The organism is Ideonella livida (assembly GCF_010499455.1).
Taxonomy (GTDB): domain Bacteria; phylum Pseudomonadota; class Gammaproteobacteria; order Burkholderiales; family Burkholderiaceae_C; genus Ideonella; species Ideonella livida.
This window is the reverse complement of the sequence record NZ_JAAGOH010000001.1, coordinates 215,378-232,800: the sequence shown is the minus strand read 5'-3', so window position 1 is coordinate 232,800 and position 17,423 is coordinate 215,378. Positions and strand designations below refer to the sequence as shown.

Sequence of the window (17,423 nt, the reverse complement as noted above, 5' to 3'; positions counted from 1 at the left end):
GGCGTGGGACGTCGATGGAGACGCGCATGAGCGACAGCACCGGTGGACGCACGCCGGCCGCGCAGCGCCGCTGGGCCGGGCGCGTGGCGTTGGCCTTTGGGGTGGGCGCATCGGCCTGGGTGCTGCTGTCCGACCTGCTGCTGGACTGGCTGGTGGACGACCCGGGCGTGCTGGCCGGATTGGACGGGCTCACGGACTGGCTGGCGGTGGCCGGGGTGACGCTGGGCCTGTACCTGGTGCTGCGTCGCCCGCAGGCCGCGGCGGGGGCCGAGCCAGCCGGCCGCGTGCCTGTCGTGCGCCTGCCGCTGGCCATGGCGGTGCTGGCGGTGGGTGTGGCCGCGGCGGCCACCATCGCGCTGGCCTTGAGCCACCACCAGGCCCTGCAGCGGCTGGTGCCCCAGTTGCAGGATTACAGCGGCCAGCAGGCCCAGCAGGTGGCCGGCTGGCTGGCCGACCGGGTGAGCCAGGCGGAGTTTGTGCGCGGCAGCACCTACATGGCCGACTTGCACCGGGACTGGCAGGGCGGTGGCTCGCCCCAGGCCGCCGAGCGGCTGATGGCTCGCCTGGTCGATGCCCGCACCATCAACCACCTGCAGGACGTGACCCTGTTGGATGGCCAGGGCCGGGTGCTGCTGCGCGAGGTTGGCAGCCACCATGAACTCTCCGAACAGATCCTAACCCTGGTGCGCCAGGCCGCCCTTGATGGCCAGACGCGGCTGAGCGGGCTGCGCACCGACGGCCACGGCGGCCTCGACCTGGTGGTGCCCCTGGTGCGCACCGGGCAGCCGGCCGGGGCCGTGGCCCTGTTCCATGCCGTGCTGCCCGCGCACCTGCTGCCGGCCCGGGCCGTGGGGCCCGGCGGCGGCCTGCCGGTCCACACCGAGCTGCTGCGGGTGGAAGGCGGGCAGGTGGTGCGGCCGGGCCAGCTGCCCGCTGCCTTGGCTGCGCAGCCGCCCCTGTGGCTGCCCGGGCGGGTGGCCCGCGGCGAGCTGGCGCTGGGCGAGGTGCGTGAGGGCCACGACCAGGACCGGCAGCCGGTGCGTGGCCTGGTCACCCCCCTGGCCGGCACCGACTGGTGGCTGCTGACCAGCGTGCGGGAGGCTGACCTCTGGCAAGGGGTGCTGCACGATGCGGTGGCGCTGGCCGCCGCGGTGCTGGCGGCCATGCTGTGCGCCGGCATCGCGGTCTTTCTGCTGCGCGAGCGCCGCGCCCTGGCCCGGGCCGAGGCCCAGAACCAGCAGCAAGAAACCGAGCTGCGCAACCTGCGCCTGCTGGAGTGGCTGGCCGGAAGCAGCACCGACATCCTTTTTGCCCAGGACACGGCCGGCCGCTACCTGTTGTTCAACGCCGCGGGGGCCCGGCTGGCCGGGCGGCCGGCCGAATCGGTCATCGGTCAGGACGACACCCACCTGCTGCCGCCGGTCCAGGCCGCGCAGCTGCGGGCCGAGGCCCAGGCGGTCATGCGCGATGGCGGCCAGCGCCAGTTCGAATTCACACTGCCGCTGGCCGACGGGCTGCGCACCTTCCACACCACCTTGGGGCCGCTGCTCGATGGCCAGGGCCGGCTGATGGGGGTGGCCGGCATCGCCCGCGACGTGACGGCGCAGCGCGAGGACGAGCGGCGCCTGACCGACAACGCCGAGCTGCTGGGGGCCATGAGCCGCCTGGCCAAGATCGGCGGCTGGCGCTTTGACCTGGTCAGCGGCGTGGGCCACGCCACCGAGGAAGTCAACCGCATCGCCGACCTGTCACCGGGCGCGCCCTTCACCGGCCAGATGCTGGAGACGCTCTACCAGCCCGAGGGCATGGCCGCGACCCGTGAGGCGGTGGCCCGCGCGGTGCGCCTGCGCGAGCCCTACGACCTGGAGCTGCCCCTGGCCGACCACCTGGGCCCCAACCGCTGGGTGCGCACCGCCGGCCTGCCGGTGGTTCGGGGCGAGCGCGTGGTCGCCCTGCAAGGCTTCACCCAGGAGATCACCGAGCAGCGGCGCCTGCGCCTGGAACTGGAGGCCCACCGCCACCACCTGGAGGAGCTGGTGGCCCAGCGCACCGCGCAGCTGGCCGAGGCCCGCGAGCGCGCCGAGGCCGCCAACCGGGCCAAGACCACCTTCCTGGCCAACATGAGCCACGAGATCCGCACGCCCATGAACGCCATCCTGGGCCTGACCCGGCTGCTGCGGCGCTCCGCGGTCAACCCCCAGCAGGCCGACCGGCTTGACAAGGTCAACACCGCCGCCCGCCACCTGCTGGCGGTGCTCAACGACATCCTGGACCTCTCCAAGATCGAGGCCGGCCGGGTGGAGCTGGAGGGGCGCGACTTCTGTCTGCAGGCCCTGCTCGACGAGGTGCAGGCCCTGCTGGGGCCCCAGGCCGCGGCCAAGGGCCTGCGGCTGCGGGTGGAGCCGGCGCCGCCAGGGCAGCCGCTGCATGGCGACCCCACGCGTCTGCGGCAGATGCTGCTCAATCTGGTGAGCAACGCCGTCAAGTTCACCGACCGAGGCGAGGTGTGTCTGCGTGCCCTAGCCGGTCCGGTCCAGGCCGATGGCCACTGGCTCCTGCGCCTGGAGGTGCAGGACACCGGGATGGGCGTGGCCGAGTCTGAATTGCCCCGACTGTTCTCGCCCTTTGAGCAGGCCGACAGCTCCATCACCCGGCAGCACGGGGGCACCGGCCTGGGCCTGGCCATCACCCGCAAGCTGGCCCAGCTCATGGGCGGTGACGCCGGGGCCAGCAGCCAGCCCGGGCAGGGCAGCACCTTCTGGTTCTCCGTCCGCTTGCGCACGGGCTCCCAGGGCCTGCCAGCACGCCTGCCCACCGGACCGCTGGCCACGGCCGAGCAGGCCGTGCAGCAGCTGCTGGCCCGCCAGCCGCCGGCCCGCGTGCTGCTGGTGGAGGACAACCCCGTGAACCGGGAGGTCACCCAGGACCTGCTGGCCGACTTCGGGGTGCAGGTGGAGACGGCGGCCGACGGACGCCAGGCCCTGGCCCTGCTGGCGCGGCTGCCGGTGGACCTGGTGCTGATGGACATGCAGATGCCGGTGCTGGATGGACTGGCCACCACCCGTGCCCTGCGTGGGCCGCCGCTGCAGCTGCGCCTGCCGGTCCTGGGCCTGACCGCCAATGCCTTTGCCGAGGACCGGCAGGCCTGCCTGGCTGCAGGCATGGACGGCTTCATGACCAAGCCGGTGGACCCGGACCTGCTGGCCACCGAGCTGCTGCGCTGGCTGCCCGGGGCCCACGCGCCGGCGGTCCCGCCGCCTGACATGCCACCAGGCATGACGATGGCCGCCACCCCCGGCAGGGACCGGGCCGTGTCCTTGAGCGCCGCCGAGACGGCGGCGCCGGCCTTGCCCGATCCCGTGGCCGGCGGGGCGCGGCCTCCGCCGGCCTGGCGCGGGGTGCAGGCCCTGTCCTGGTCGCGTGGCCTGGCCCACTGCGGTGGCCGGGTCGACCTGCTGCTGCGGGTGCTGCGCGCCTTCCGGGCCCACCATGCCGAGGACGGCCCCCGGCTGCGGGCTGCCCTGGCCGCCGCCGACGGCGAGGGCCTGCTGCGCCTGGCCCATGCCCTCAAGGGCGCGGCCGGCACCGTGGGGGCCGAGGCGGTCCAGCAGGCGGCGGGCCGTCTGCAGCTGCTGTGCGAGACCGCGCCCGAGCCCCGGGCCCCGGCGGCCACGCCGGGCGTGCCCGAGGCCGTGGCCACCCTGGAACAATGTTTGCAGCAGTTGCTGGACCAACTGGCGGTGGCGGATGCCGCTGCCCCTGAGCCCCCCGCCCCAGGAGTCTCCTGATGCCTCCCGCCCCCCGACACGCCAGCCTTCTGCCTCCTGCCGCACCGGGCCTGCCCGGACCGGAGCTGGAAGGCGTGGACGAGTCCACCTGGCTGGACGTGATCCACAAGATGGACGAGGTCTACTCCCAGCTGGTGGCCGACGAGATCGCCCTGGAGCACAAGAACGCCGAGTTGGAGCAGAGCCAGCAGTTCATCTTCAGCCTGCTCACGGCCATGAGCGACGTGCTGGCCGCCTGCAACGAGGCGGGCTGCATCGAGGAGACCAATGCCGCCCTGTGTGAGCTGGTGGGGCGGCCCGAGCAGGCCCTGCGTGGCCTGCCCCTGACCGAACTGGTGGCCGACGAGGGCGGCGCCGCGCGCATCCGCCATGTGCTGGCCACGCCGGCACCGCAGCGCAGCGGCACCGTGGTGGAGGTGGAGCTGACCGACGCCCAGGGCCAGCGCGTGCCGGTGGACTTCAACTGCACCCCGCGCATGGACGCCAGCGGGCGGCGGGTGGGCATGGTCTTCGTGGGCCGGCCCATGGGCGAGATCAAACGGGCCTATCACCAGCTGCGCGAGGCGCATGAGGCCCTCAAGCGCACCCAGCAGCAGCTGCTGCACAGCGAGAAGATGGCCTCGCTGGGGCGGCTGGTGGCGGGCGTGGCCCATGAGCTGAACAACCCCATCAGCTTTGTGCTGGGCAATGTGCACGCCCTGCAGCGCTACACCGAACGGCTGCGCACCTATCTGGGTGCGGTGCATGCGGGGCTGCCCGAGGCCGAGCGGGCCGCCCTGAGGGTCAAGCTGCGCATCGACCACCTGCTGGCGGACCTGCCCTCGCTGATGGATGGCACGCTGGAGGGCGCGCAGCGCACGGCCGACATCGTCAACGGGCTCAAGCGCTTCTCGGCCATGGACCGGGGAGAGCGCGCACCGCTGGACCTCAATGGGGTCATCGAGCGGGCCATCCACTGGGTGCGCAAGGGCACGGCCCCCGGCTTCGAGGTGGTCTGGACGCCGGGGCCGCCGTGTATGGTCATGGGCAGTGCCGGCCAGTTGCTGCAGGTGATGATGAACCTCATCCAGAACGCCTGGGACGCCGCCAGCGGCCGGCCCGGTGTGACACCCCGGCTGGAGATCAGTGGGCACGGCGACGGCCGCTGGACCCGCCTGGCCTTTGCCGACAACGGCACCGGCATCCAGCCCGAGCACCTCACCCGGCTGTTTGACCCCTTCTTCACCACCAAGCCCGTGGGCAAGGGCACCGGCCTGGGCCTGTCCATCAGCTACGGCATCCTGGAGCAGCACGGCGGGCGGCTGTGGGCGGAGAACCGTCCCGGCGGCAATGGGGCCGTGTTCCTGCTGGAGTTGCCGCACCTGCAGACCGCCGCCCCGGCCTGAGCCCGCACCGGCCCCGCTGGGGCGGGTGCAGCGTTGGACGCCGCAGGGCATTCCCCGATGTCTTGAAAATGAACAAGATATTAACGTTCAATTGTTTTGCAATGAACGTGAGGGTGTATGCCAAAGACACTGCCGCCGCAGGCGGTCCGACCCGCGGCCCCGGGCCGCCTGTGGCGCTGCGCCGCCCTGGCTGGCAGCCTGATGGCCGGATCCCCGGCCGCCCTGGCCCAGCTGACCGTGCTGCAGGTGGCGCCGCTGACCGGCGTGGACGGGGGACTGGGGTATCACGTCCGCCTGGGGGCCCAGATCGCCTTTGACGAGGCCAATGCCCAGGACCCGGTGCCGGGCGGGCCGGTCAGCCTGTTGACCCTGGACGAGCAGCGTGGCCAGGTGGTGCAGCAGGTGCGCCAAGCGCTGGCCCGTCAGCCGGTGGCCCTGTTCGGTCTGGTGGGCCGCCACAGCGTGCAAGAGCTGGCCCAGGGGACTCCGGGCGGCTGGCTGACGCAGTGGCAGCTGCCGTTGGTCGGGGTTTTCAGTGGCAGCGTGCAGGCCCTGGCCCCGCTGCCGGCGGGGGTGGTCCTCACCCGGGGCAGTTATGCCGATGAGGTGGAGTCGGTCTTCCGCCACCTGGGCACCATCGCCAGCCGGCGGGTGGCCCTGGTGACCACCGACGATGCCGACGGGGAGGAGGTCAGCGCCCTGGTGCGCCAGCAGGCCCAGGCCGAGAAGGTGGGGCTGCTGGGGGTGCACACCCATCCCACGGGCAGCGCCGAGGTGATGGCGGCGGCCCAGACCCTGGCCGGGCAGGGCGTGGATGCGGTGATCCTGGCCTCCAACACCGCGGCGGTGGCCAACTTCGCCAAGCTCTACACCCAGGCTGGCGGGCGGGCGCAGCTCATCGCGCTGTCGTCGGCCGAGGCCACGCAGCTGGCGGCGGTGGTGGGGCCTCAGGCCGCGCGTGGGGTGTTGATCTCGCAGCTGGTGCCCAACCCGCGGGACCCCAAGCGCCTGCTCTCGCGCGAGTTCCTGGCGGCCTACAAGCGGTGGGGGCCGGCCGACCTGAGCCCGACGCTGGCGATGACGGAGTCCTACATCGCCGCCCGGCTGCTGCTGGACAGCCTGCGCCGCAGTGGCCCGCGCCCCACGGCGGCCGGCGTGTGGCGCACCCTGGCGGGTCTGCCGCCACAGGTGCAGGTGGCCGACCTGCCGGTGGCGGTCAACCGGCGGGCGCCGGGCTACCGCAGCCTGTCGATGATCGGCCGCGACGGCGCCCTGGTGTACTGAGCCCCGGCGCGGCCTGCACCGATCAGGCGCCGCGGGCGGCCCGGAAGGCGCGCACGGCGTCCAGGGCGGCGCGGATGGTCACGTCCATGTCCATGTAGCGGTAGGTGCCCAGGCGGCCCACGAAGGTCACGCCGGCTTCGGCGGCGGCCAGCGCCTGGTAGCGCTTGAGCACGTCATCGCCCTGGGTCAGGTGCACCGGGTAGTAGGGGATGTCGTCTTCGCCGCAGCGGCGGCTGAACTCGCGGTAGCAGACCGAGCGCGCATGCGTCTCCCAGGGGGCGAAGTGCTTGTGCTCGGTGATGCGGGTGAAGGGCACGCTGTCGTCGCAGTAGTTCAGCACCGCGCAGCCCTGCACGTCGCCTTCGGCGTCGAAGCGCTCGAAGTCCAGGGTGCGGTAGGGCAGGCGGCCTTCGCGGTGGCCGAAGTAGGCGTCCAGCGGGCCGGACCAGAACACGTGGTCGTACTGACCCACCTGCGAGGTCTCCAGGCGCTGGCCCAGGTGCACGGTGATGTTCGGGTGGTCCAGCATGCGCTCGACCATCGCGGTGTAGCCCTCTTCGGGCATGCCCTGGTGCTTGTGGGCGAAGTAGTTGTCGTCGTAGTTGAAACGTACCGGCAGACGCTTGAGGATGGACGCGGGCAGGTCTTTGGGGTCCACCTCCCACTGCTTGAGCGTGTATTGACGGAAGAAGGCCTCGTACAGGGGCCGGCCGATGAAGCGCAGCGCCTGCTCCTCGAAGGTCTGCGGGTCGGTGATGGAGGTGTCGGCCTGGGCCTCGATGAAGGCGCGGGCCTGGGTCGGGTTGAGCGTCTGACCGAAGAACTGGTTGATGGTCAGCAGGTTGATGGGCAGCGAGAACACCCGCCCGCCGGTGACGGCCTTCACCCGGTTCACGTAGGGCATGAAGCGCATGTAGCGGTTGACCAGCGCCCAGACCTCGTCGTCGTCGGTATGGAAGATGTGCGGGCCGTAGATGTGCACCATCACCCCGGAGTCGGCGTCACGCTCGGTGTGGCAGTTGCCGGCCACATGGGGGCGGGCCTCGAACAGGGTGCAGCGGTGGCCGGCCTCGGCCAGCTCGCGGGCAATGACCGCGCAGGACAGGCCGGCGCCGGCGAAGCCGTAGTGGCGCACGGCGGAGGGGGTGTCAGACATGTGGATCTCCCAGTGGGTGTTTGTAGGACGTGGGATGCGGGCGGCCGCGGTGGCCGCCTCAGGGGCGGCGGGCCAGGGCCCGGGCCGCCTCGGGCACCAGGGCCGAGCCCCGGTAGATCAGGCCTGAATAGACCTGCACAAGGTCGGCGCCGGCGGCCAGCTTGCTGCGGGCATCTTCGCCGCTGAGCACGCCGCCGGCGCCGATGATGGGGTAAGCCGCGCCCAGCGCGGCGCGCAAGGCGGCGATGACCCGGTTGCTGGCGGCCAGCACCGGCGCGCCGGACAGGCCCCCGGCCTCCTGGGCGTGGGGCAGGCCCTGCACCGCCTCCCGGCTGAGGGTGGTGTTGGTGGCGATCACCCCTTCCACGCCGTGCTTGCGCAGCGTGGCGGCAATCACACCGATCTGGGCCTCGTCGAGGTCGGGCGCGATCTTCAGGAACATGGGCACCTGCCGGCCCTGGGCCTGGCTCAGGCGGGCCTTGCGCTCGGTCAGCGCGCCCAGCAGCCCGTCCAGCGCCTCGTCGCTCTGCAGCGCGCGCAGGTTTTTGGTGTTGGGGCTGGAGATGTTGACGGTGATGTAGTCGGCATGCGGAAACACGCCTTCCAGGCCGATCAGGTAGTCGTCCACCGCGTTCTCGATCGGGGTGGCGGCGTTCTTGCCGATGTTCAGGCCCAGCACGCCGCCGGCGGCGCGGAAGCTGTGCGCCCGCTTCACATTGGCCAGGAAGCTGTCCAGCCCCTCGTTGTTGAAGCCCAGGCGGTTGATCAGGGCCTGGCGCTCGGGCAGGCGGAACATGCGCGGCTTGGGGTTGCCGGGCTGGCCCTTGGGCGTGACGGTGCCCACCTCGATGAAGCCGAAGCCCATGGCGCCCAGGCCGTCGATGCAGCGGCCGTTCTTGTCCAGGCCTGCGGCCAGACCCACCCGGTTGGGGAACTTCAACCCCGCCACGGTCACCGGGTCGCTGACCCGGGGCTGCGCCCACAGGCACTGCAGCGGCGTGTTCTGGAACTGGGCCAGGCGCTGCATCGTCAGGTCGTGCGCAGCCTCCGGATCCATGCCGAAGAGGAAGGGGCGGGCGAGGGCGTAGGGGATGAGGGCCATGGGGCGGGAGCGGAGGCGGAAAACCCTTGATTTTCGCCGAGTTGGGGATAATCGGCGCATGACGCAAGACGAACTCAAGGCCCTCGTGGGCCAGGCTGCCGTGGCCCATGTGGTCCCGGGCAGCATCGTGGGGGTGGGCACGGGCTCGACGGTGAACTGCTTCATCGACGCGCTGGCCCCCCTGAAGGACCAAATCGCCGGTGCGGTGTCGTCCTCGGTCAAGAGCACCGAGCGCCTGCTGGCCCTGGGCATCAAGGTGCTGGACGCCAACGAGGTCTCGTCCATCCCGGTCTACATCGACGGCGCCGACGAGATCGACCATGGCGGCCACATGATCAAGGGCGGTGGCGCAGCGCTCACGCGCGAAAAGATCGTGGCTGACCTGGCCGAACGCTTCATCTGCATCGCCGACGCCAGCAAGCTGGTGGACACCCTGGGTGCCTTCCCGCTGCCGGTGGAGGTCATTCCCATGGCCGCCACCCAGGTCATCCGCCGCTTTGGCCAGGCCTATGGCGGGCAGGCGCAGGTGCGTGCGGGCGTGACCACCGACAACGGCAACGTCATCGTCGACGTGCGTGGTCTGCAGATCACCGACCCGCTGGCCATGGAGGCCGAGGTGAGCCAGTGGCCTGGCGTGGTGACGGTGGGCATCTTTGCCCGTCACAAGGCCAAGGTCTGCCTCCTGGGCACGCCCGAAGGCGTGCGCACCCTGACTTTCTGAAAGCGCGTCCCGGCTTCAGGCCGGGGCATCGCCGCCGCCCGCATCGGCGGGCGGTTGGCCCTTCGTCGGAGGCCGGCGCGCCGCCCGGGCGATGAAGCGTGCCGGGTCCACCGCGTCCAGCAGGTCGGCCGGCAGGGGGTTCGGGGCCCCGGTGATGCAAGCGGCCAGCGCCTCGCCCAGCAGCGGGGCCACGGTCAGCCCGCGTGAGCCCAGGGCGGACAGCAGGTAGAGCCCGGGCTGCCGCGGCACAAAACGTGGCTGTTCCAGCCGACGGGCCCCCTGGGCGGAAAGGGTCCGCGCGGGCAGCGGCACCGGGCCCATCAGTGGCAACCGGTCATCGACCATCAGCCGCCAGCCCACTTTGCCCCGCGGGCCGGCCGCCAGTGCGGCCTCGCGCTGGGCCTGGGGCAGGGGCGCCGCCAGCAATTCCCCCAGGCGGTCCAGGTTGCGGGCATGGTCGGCGACGCGGACCTGCGGATCGTCGTCTTCCCGTTGGTTGGTGGCGCCGCAGAGCAGCCCGCCGCCCAGCGCGGGCGGCAGGGCCAGGGCGTAGCCGCCGCTGGCCAGCGGGCGCGAGAGAGTGGGCAGGCTGACCGCGCTGGCCGCCTCTTGCGGCCACCAGCTCACCTGGCCACGGCTTTGCCCCCAGGGCCAGCCCTCCACGTCGGGCAGCAGCGCGTGCAGCAGTGGAGCCAGCCCCCGGGCATTGGCCAGCACCACCACGTCGGCCTGGGCCAGCACGGCGCCCTGGGCGTCCCGGGCCTGCCAGCCCGTGGGCGTGCCGTTGCTCTCGCCGTCGGGGGATGGCGGGTGCAGCGCCGCCACCTCAGCACCGGTGCGCAGCGTCACGCCGGGCAGGCTCAGCCAGTGGTGGACCAGCACCGCGGGGCTGACCCAGCCGGCGTCCTGGAAATGCCAGGCAGGGCCGGCCAGCGGCTGGTCCGCCAGGGCCGAGGCCTGAGGCTGCGCCAGGGCTTGCACCCAGTCGGCCGGCAGGCCGTGCCGGGCGATGAGTGCCTCCATGCCTGGCAAGGGGTCAGCCCCAGGGGGGCCGTGCGGGTCGGTTTCGCCCTCGTCGGCGGCTTGGGTGCCACGCAGCAGGCCGTGGGCCTCACCGGGCAGGGGAGCGCCCTCGGCCAGGGCGGTGCGCAGCAGTTGGCAGGTGCGTCGCGCGCCCGCCCGCAGCAGCTGGGCATGGGCGCCGTCGTGGGCATGCACCACGGGGTGGAAGATGCCCGCGGGGTTGCCGGAGGTCTCCCGGGCGGCGCCGGCGCACCGCTCCAGCACCGTCACCCTCAGGCCCTGGGCGGCCAGGGCGCGCGCGGCGGACGCACCCGCCAGGCCCGCACCGATCACCAGCGCGTGCCGGGCCGGTCGACCGGTGTGCGCAGCGCTCCACCGCCCCGGCGGCACCCGGTGGGCCAGGGGAATGTCCCGTGCGCGCCGTCCGGCCACCGTCATGTCGCGCTTGCCACCAAAGCCGGGCACCCGCCGCACCTCGAAGCCCGCGGCCGACAATCCGTCGCGCACGGCACGCGCGGCGCTCCAGGTGGCGGCGGTGGCGTCGGGCGCAGCCAGGCGGCCGCAGGCCTGTAGCAGGCGTGCGTCCCACATCCGCGCGTTGGCGGCCGGGGCGAAGCCGTCTAGGTAGAAGGCGTCCACCTCGGCCACCCACTGGGGCAGCCAGGTATGGGCATCGCCCAGGGCCAGCAGCAGGGTTACGGCCCCACCGTCGAAAGTCAGGGTGTGCAGGTCGTGGGTCAGGGGCGGCCACTGCGCCTGCAACGCGTGGGCCAGCGCCGGCGCCGGGCTGTGGGCATGGGCGCGTTCCAGGTCTGCCGCGCGCAGCGGGTGCTTCTCCACGGAGAGAAACACCAACCGGGCGGGGCGCTGCGGGTCTTCGCGCCACGCCTGCCAGGTGGCCAGGAAGTTGTTGCCCAGGCCGAAACCGGTCTCGGCGATGACAAAGCGCTCTCGGCCTGCCCAGCGGGCAGGCAGGCCGTTGCCACCCAGAAACACCTGCCGCGCCTGCGCGAAGGCTCCAGCCTTGGCGTGGTAGACGTCGCCGAAGTCGGGGGCGTAGGGGGTGCCACCGTGTGCCGGATCGTCAAAGGCCACCTGGGCGGGCTGGATCGGATGGGTCTGCATAGCCTGCTTCTCGATTCAGCGCCAGGCGGCGGCCGGTCCGGTGCCCAGGCGGTCGTCCAGGGGGCGGGCTTGCCCGGACAGCCAGTGCAGCAGGCGGTCGCGGGCCGGGCTCAGGCTGCGGTAGTCCAGCACGGCGGGGCTCATCGAGGCCAGGCTGTCATGCAGACGCTGGGCCTGTTCGGGGGTGAAGGGCACTTCCGGCAGGCGGGTGCTCTGCACACGGATCGTGAAGACCGCCTGGCGCCGTTCCGGCAAGGGGATGAAGGTCTGGCGCTCGGTGCGCCACCAGCACTGGGCAGCCAGCGCGTCCGGCGTGACCGTCTCGGGCCAGGGAGCCGGGTCGCAGCGGTCGGGATGGGCGTGCAGACGGGGATGGCGGGTCAGGGTCCAGACAAACCGCTCCCAGCGCTGCGGGCCGCTGACCAGGGCCATGAGGTGCGCCCCCGACTGGCGCAGCAGCTCGGCGTCGGCCACCGGTGCGTGCACTTGGGCAAAGTGCTGCCCCAGCTTCTGGGCCGGCGCCCAGTGCGAGGGCAGGCACACCGCCAGCCACGGCAGCGTGGCGCTGGCCCCGTCGACGATGGCGAAGTCCTCCTCGAAGGCCAGCGCCAGCAGTGCGGCCCGGCGCCAGGCGGTGGGCAAGGCGTGCAGGGCCTGGGCAGGTTCCACCCAGGCCTGGGGCAAGGTTTGCAGGCTGCCGTCCGGCCGGACTGTGCAGCCCAGGGCGCGGGCCCGCCAGCTGCCGTCCGGGTCCACCGTCCAGGCCTGGGGGTGTTCTGCTGCGGCGTGGGTGGCCAGTGCCTGCAGGGCGGGCTCGGCGTCAAAGTCCGGCAGGGTCAGCAGCGCCTGGTCCGGCCAGTTCAGCAGCACGGCGAGCTTCTCGCGCAGGTGCCGGGCGCCTGCACGCACCGGGGTGAGCTGCACGGCCCCTTCGGGCAGCCGGCGCAGGCCTGGCTGCATGCGGAAAGGCACGGTCAGGGCGTGCGCGAAGTCGAAGGCGGGCGGGGTTTCGACGGACATGGGCGGGACCGGACGCGGGCTGCAGGAATGAAAAAGGGGCACCAGCAGGTGCCCCCATTCTTGGGCCGGAAGCGGACTTCCAGCCGGCGCGGGATCAGACGCGCTTCTTGTATTCGTGGGTGCGGGTGTCGATTTCGACCTTGTCGCCGTTTTCCACGAACAGCGGCACCGCGATTTCGAAGCCGGTGCCGACGATGCGGGCGGGCTTCATGACCTTGCCGGAGGTGTCGCCCTTGACGGCGGGCTCGGTCTCGATCTCACGCACCACGGTGGTGGGCAGTTCCACGGAAATGGCCTTACCGTCGTAGAAGGTCACTTCCACGGCCATCTCGTCTTGCAGGTAGGAGATGGCGTCGCCCATGTTGTCGGCTTCCACTTCGTACTGGTTGTACTCGGTGTCCATGAAGACGTACATCGGGTCGGCGAAGTAGGTGTAGGTGCAGTCCTTCTTGTCGAGGATCACCAGGTCCATCTTCTCGTCGGCCTTGAACACCGTCTCGGCGCCGCCGCCGTTCAACAGGTTCTTCATCTTGATGCGCACGGTGGCCGCGCCGCGGCCGCCACGGCTGTATTCGGTCTTCTGGACGACCATCGGGTCCTTGCCCTGCATGATCACGTTGCCGGCGCGGATTTCCTGAGCGAGTTTCATGGTGCGGTTCCGTAGGGAATGACCGCCCGGTGCGGGCGGTGTCGGCCGGGCGTCCGGGCGGCGGAAGTTGCCGGCGGGCACGGGGCCAGGGTGTTGAGGTTCAGCTGGGAAGGTTCTGGCGGGCGCCCGGTCCGGACCGCCCCCTTGGGGCTTGGCCGGCGTATCGGGCGGTTCTGGCCGTCACGCCCACCCGGCGCCTGGATGGGTCCGTGCAAGACCCCGCCGGTGCCAGATGCCTGGAGAGGCAGCCGAATTCCGCAAAACCCGGGATTTTACCCAGATTGGGTGACAAAGCGCAGCAGCTGGCTGGTGAGGTCGTCCTGCAGGGCCAGACGGGACCGCCACGACCGTGCCAGCGTCTGCCAGTCTTGCAGCGCCGGAGGCGCCCAGACACCGCCGGTGGGCATGCCATTCCAGCGGTGGTGCAGGTGGCGCACCGCGTCCGCCAGCGCCGGGGGAGCGTCCCGGGTCAGGAGGTCGAGGAAGGCGTCGAGCTTGGCGGCATGCGCCCCGTCGTCCTGGGCGTAGATGTGCCAGAGCATCGGCCGGCCAGCCCACTGGGCGCGCACGAAGGAGTCTTCGCCCCGCACCAGGTTCAGGTCGCAGGCGGCCAGCAGGCGGTCAAAGTCTGGCTGGGTCAGCCAAGGCAGTGGGTGGACGCGCCAGCCCGGTGGCGGGCCGTCAGGCCAAGCCTGTGGCCAGGCCCGGGTGGCTGCGCCGGGGGTGAGCAGCAGCAGCACGGGCTGTGACTGCAGGCCCAGCAGCGTGGGCAGCTCCGCCAGCGGGGCGTGGGGGTAGCAGAACAGGCTGACCACGGTCTCGCCAGGTCGCGGCGTGGCCCCCGCCTGCTGCCACGGCGGCGGCGCAGCCGCCAGCCGTGACAACAGGCCGGGCTCGCGCAGCAGGCCACCGGTGGCAGGGGTGAAGCCGGGGTAGAAGAACCACTTCACCAGGCCCTGTGCCGGCGGCCGCCACTGTGGCGAGGGCAGACGGTGGGAGCGCTCCACGTAATCCTCGGCGCTGAGGTACTCGAGGTTGATCCATACCGGCGGGTGGCCTTGGGCGCGCTGCCGGTCCATCGCGGCGACGAATTCCGTCGGCGGGTCGCAACCAAAAGCTTCGACCACCACGGCGCCAGGCGCCGGCCAGCAGGTGTGCGCATCCCAGCGGCCCACCCGCACCCCCGGGTGGCCCCCTGGAGCCATCCAGGCCAGGGCGCCCGGGTCGTCTACCCACAGGCGCACCGGCTGGCCCCGGTCGGCCAGGTCGGCGGCCAGCCGCCAGCACACGCCGATGTCGCCGAAGTTGTCGATCACCCGGCAGAACAGGTCCCAGGGGCGCGGGGCGGTGGGGGAGGGGAGTGGGGGGCTGGCGGGCGCGGCGTCGGGCATGGGCCGGGCATTATCCCGGCGGCACAATCCGCGCCTGATGACTGCCTCCGACCCGGCCGCAGAAGGCCTGCCCCCCCCGCCCGGTGACGTCCCGGACCCCAGGCCCGCCGAGCCGACCGCGCCCGCCCCCAGCGCGGCGCAGCGTGAACGCCTGCTCGCCGAGGTGGCGGCCCTGCCCGGTCTGCCCGGGGTTTACCGCTATTTCGACGCCGCCGGGCAGGTGCTCTATGTGGGCAAGGCCAAGGACCTGAAGAAGCGTGTCTCCACCTATTTCCAGAAGGACCTGGGCGGCACCCGCATCGGCCTGATGGTCTCGCGCATTGCCCGGCTGGAGACCACGGTGGTGCGCAGCGAGGCCGAGGCCCTGCTGCTGGAGAACAACCTCATCAAGGCGCTCAATCCACGGTTCAACATCCTCTTCCGCGACGACAAGAGCTACCCCTACCTCAAGCTGGCCAGCCATGCCTTTCCCCGGGTGGCCTACTACCGGGGCGCAGTGGACCGGCGCCACCGCTACTTCGGGCCCTATCCGGGGGCCTGGGCGGTCAAGGAAACCATCCAGCTGATCCAGAAGGTCTTCCGGCTGCGCACCTGCGAGGACACGGTGTACGCCAACCGGTCACGCCCCTGTCTGCTGTACCAGATCAAGCGCTGTTCGGGGCCTTGCGTGGGCTTCATCTCGCCGCAGGACTACGCCCGTGATGTGCGAGATACCGAACGCTTCCTGCTGGGTGAGCAGCAGGAGGTGGTGGAGGCGCTGCAGGGCCAGATGATGGCCCATGCCGAGGTGCTGGAGTTCGAGAAGGCGGCCGAGATCCGCAACCGGCTGGCGGCCCTGGCCAAGGTGCAGCACCAGCAGTCGGTGGACGAGAGCAGCCTGTCCGGGGCCAGCCGCGACGTGGACATCCTTGCGGTCAAGGTGGCCGGTGGCCGGGCCTGCGTCAACCTGGCCATGGTGCGTGGTGGGCGGCACCTGGGTGACCGTGCCTTCTTTCCGGCGCATGTGGACGACGCGACCACCCTGGAGGCCGACGAGGCCGTCGCCCTGCAGGACGGGGAGGCCCCGGCGGCCGCGTTGAGCGCCGAGGAACGGCTAGCCCGCGCCGAGCGGGCGGTGCTGCATGCTTTCATCGCCCAGCACTATCTGGACGGTTTCACCCCGCCGCTGCTGGTCTGCAGCCAACCTGTGGACAAGGCCCTGCTGGCGGCCGTTTCGGCCCAGACCGGCGTGCGCCTGACCGCCCAGCACCAGCCCCGCGACCAGCGGCGCATCTGGCTGGACATGGCCATCACCGGCTGCGACCTGGCCCTGGCCCGCCTGCTGGCCGAGGAAGGTTCCCAGAAGGCGCGCACCCGTGCGCTGGTGGATGTGCTGGACCTGCCGCTGGAGGACCTGGATACCTTCCGCGTGGAGTGCTTTGACATCAGCCACACCGCCGGCGAGGCCACCCAAGCCTCCTGCGTGGTCTTCCAGGGCCACAAGATGCAGAGTGGCGAGTACCGCCGCTTCAACATCGAGGGCATCACCGGAGGCGACGACTACGCCGCCATGCGCCAGGTGCTGACCCGCCGCTATGCCAAGCTGGCCGACCAGGTGGCCCAGGAGGGGCCGCCGCCTGCCACCGCCAAGGTCCGCCTCCCGGATGTAGTCCTGGTGGACGGGGGCAAGGGCCAGATCGGCGTGGCACGCGAGGTCTTCGAGTCCCTGGGCCTGCCACTGTCCCTGCTGGTGGGGGTGGAGAAGGGCGAGGGCCGCAAGGTCGGACTGGAGGAGCTGGTCTTCGCCGACGGCCGCGATAAGCTCAGCCTGCCGCCTGATTCCGCGGCCCTGATGCTGGTGGCGCAGATCCGCGACGAGGCGCACCGCTTTGCCATCACCGGCATGCGTGCCAAGCGCGCCAGTGTGCGCACCGGCGGCAGCCGGCTGGAGGAGATCCCCGGCGTCGGCCCCAAGAAGCGCGCCCGGCTGCTGCAGCGCTTTGGCGGTGTGCGGGGCGTCACCGCCGCCAGCGTGGACGACTTGGCCAGCGTCGAAGGCATTTCGCGCGAGCTGGCCGAGGACATCTACAAGGCCCTGCACTGACCCGGCCGGGGCCGTCGCCCGGTGCTGGCGCCGGCTTCGATTCCCTTGGCCTTGCGCCGCCCTGGGCCGCCCGATCGGGCGACACAGGGCTGAAGGAATCCCGCGGCACAATCCTGTCCATGTTTTTCACCGTTCCCACGCTGCTCACCTGGGCCCGCATCGTGGCCATCCCGCTCATCGTCGGGGTGTTCTACCTGCCCTGGGAGGCCGCCACCCGTAACCAGGTGGCGACCGTGCTGTTCGTGGTCGTGGCGCTCACCGACTGGCTCGACGGCTACCTGGCGCGTCGGCTCAACCAGAGCTCGGCCTTCGGCGCCTTCCTCGATCCCGTGGCCGACAAGTTCCTGGTCTGCGCGGCGCTGCTGATCCTGGTGCAGCTGGACCGCGTCAACGCGCTGATCGCCCTGGTCATCATCGGCCGCGAGATCGCCATCTCTGCCCTGCGCGAGTGGATGGCCCAGATCGGCGCCTCGCGCAGCGTGGCGGTCCACATGCTGGGCAAGCTCAAGACCATGGTACAGATGGTGGCCATCCCCTTCCTGCTCTTCGACGGGGCCCTGTTTGGCGTCGTGGACACGCGCATCTGGGGCACGGCCTTGATCATCGCGGCGGCCGTGCTGACCATCTGGTCCATGGTGTACTACCTCCAGAAGGCCCTGCCTGAGATCCGAGCCAAGGCGCGTTGAGCGCCGCTGC

12 protein-coding genes are annotated in these 17,423 nt (G+C 71.7%); 6 read left to right on the top strand and 6 right to left on the bottom strand.

What is annotated here, in order from left to right:
• The first annotated feature begins 26 nt into the window (after positions 1–26).
• The 3 genes from G3A44_RS01140 to G3A44_RS01130 all read left to right on the top strand — a co-directional run bounded on the left by G3A44_RS01140 (position 27) and on the right by G3A44_RS01130 (position 6,457).
• Positions 27–3,788, top strand: a complete 3,762-nt coding sequence (locus tag G3A44_RS01140; protein WP_163455644.1) for a PAS domain-containing hybrid sensor histidine kinase/response regulator — start codon at positions 27–29, stop codon at positions 3,786–3,788.
• Positions 3,788–5,173, top strand: coding sequence for a sensor histidine kinase (locus tag G3A44_RS01135; protein ID WP_163455643.1), 1,386 nt, complete (start codon positions 3,788–3,790; stop codon positions 5,171–5,173). The genes G3A44_RS01140 and G3A44_RS01135 overlap by 1 nt, the downstream gene beginning before the upstream one ends.
• A 117-nt stretch (positions 5,174–5,290) precedes the next feature.
• Positions 5,291–6,457, top strand: a complete 1,167-nt coding sequence (locus tag G3A44_RS01130; RefSeq protein WP_163455642.1) for an ABC transporter substrate-binding protein — start codon at positions 5,291–5,293, stop codon at positions 6,455–6,457.
• Positions 6,458–6,479: 22 nt separating this feature from the next.
• Here the strand turns inward: G3A44_RS01130 and G3A44_RS01125 are convergent, their stop codons facing one another.
• Both G3A44_RS01125 and G3A44_RS01120 read right to left on the bottom strand, forming a co-directional pair.
• Positions 6,480–7,613, bottom strand: coding sequence for a UDP-galactopyranose/dTDP-fucopyranose mutase family protein (locus tag G3A44_RS01125; protein WP_163455641.1), 1,134 nt, complete (start codon positions 7,611–7,613; stop codon positions 6,480–6,482).
• 58 nt (positions 7,614–7,671) lie between these two features.
• A complete protein-coding gene (locus tag G3A44_RS01120) occupies positions 7,672–8,715 on the bottom strand; it encodes a quinone-dependent dihydroorotate dehydrogenase (protein WP_163455640.1) in 1,044 nt (347 codons plus the stop codon).
• Positions 8,716–8,773: 58 nt separating this feature from the next.
• On the opposite strand from G3A44_RS01120, the gene rpiA reads away from it, so the two are divergent.
• Positions 8,774–9,436 carry a ribose-5-phosphate isomerase RpiA gene (gene rpiA / locus G3A44_RS01115; protein ID WP_163455639.1) on the top strand — a complete coding sequence of 221 codons (663 nt, stop codon included), beginning with the start codon at positions 8,774–8,776 and terminating at the stop codon, positions 9,434–9,436.
• Between the two features lie 15 nt (positions 9,437–9,451).
• Here the strand turns inward: rpiA and mnmC are convergent, their stop codons facing one another.
• The 4 genes from mnmC to earP all read right to left on the bottom strand — a co-directional run bounded on the left by mnmC (position 9,452) and on the right by earP (position 14,644).
• The gene (gene mnmC, locus G3A44_RS01110) at positions 9,452–11,584 is read right to left on the bottom strand and encodes a bifunctional tRNA (5-methylaminomethyl-2-thiouridine)(34)-methyltransferase MnmC2/FAD-dependent 5-carboxymethylaminomethyl-2-thiouridine(34) oxidoreductase MnmC1 (RefSeq protein ID WP_163455638.1); all 2,133 of its coding nucleotides are present in this window, start codon (positions 11,582–11,584) and stop codon (positions 9,452–9,454) included.
• Between the two features lie 15 nt (positions 11,585–11,599).
• On the bottom strand, positions 11,600–12,604 hold the full coding sequence (locus G3A44_RS01105; protein WP_163455637.1) for a heme-dependent oxidative N-demethylase subunit alpha family protein: 1,005 nt from the start codon (positions 12,602–12,604) through the stop codon (positions 11,600–11,602).
• Between the two features lie 94 nt (positions 12,605–12,698).
• Positions 12,699–13,253, bottom strand: coding sequence for an elongation factor P (gene efp, locus G3A44_RS01100; RefSeq protein ID WP_163455636.1), 555 nt, complete (start codon positions 13,251–13,253; stop codon positions 12,699–12,701).
• Between the two features lie 272 nt (positions 13,254–13,525).
• The gene (gene earP / locus G3A44_RS01095; RefSeq protein ID WP_163455635.1) at positions 13,526–14,644 is read right to left on the bottom strand and encodes an elongation factor P maturation arginine rhamnosyltransferase EarP; all 1,119 of its coding nucleotides are present in this window, start codon (positions 14,642–14,644) and stop codon (positions 13,526–13,528) included.
• 37 nt (positions 14,645–14,681) lie between these two features.
• Here earP and uvrC point away from each other — a divergent pair, with 37 nt between their 5' ends.
• Positions 14,682–16,727: an excinuclease ABC subunit UvrC gene (uvrC, locus tag G3A44_RS01090; protein ID WP_163455634.1), complete on the top strand. Its 2,046-nt coding sequence runs from the start codon at positions 14,682–14,684 to the stop codon at positions 16,725–16,727.
• A gap of 119 nt (positions 16,728–16,846) precedes the next feature.
• Positions 16,847–17,413 (top strand): CDP-diacylglycerol--glycerol-3-phosphate 3-phosphatidyltransferase, encoded by a 567-nt coding sequence (gene pgsA / locus G3A44_RS01085; protein WP_163455633.1) that lies wholly within the window; start codon positions 16,847–16,849, stop codon positions 17,411–17,413.
• The last annotated feature ends 10 nt before the right edge of the window (positions 17,414–17,423 follow it).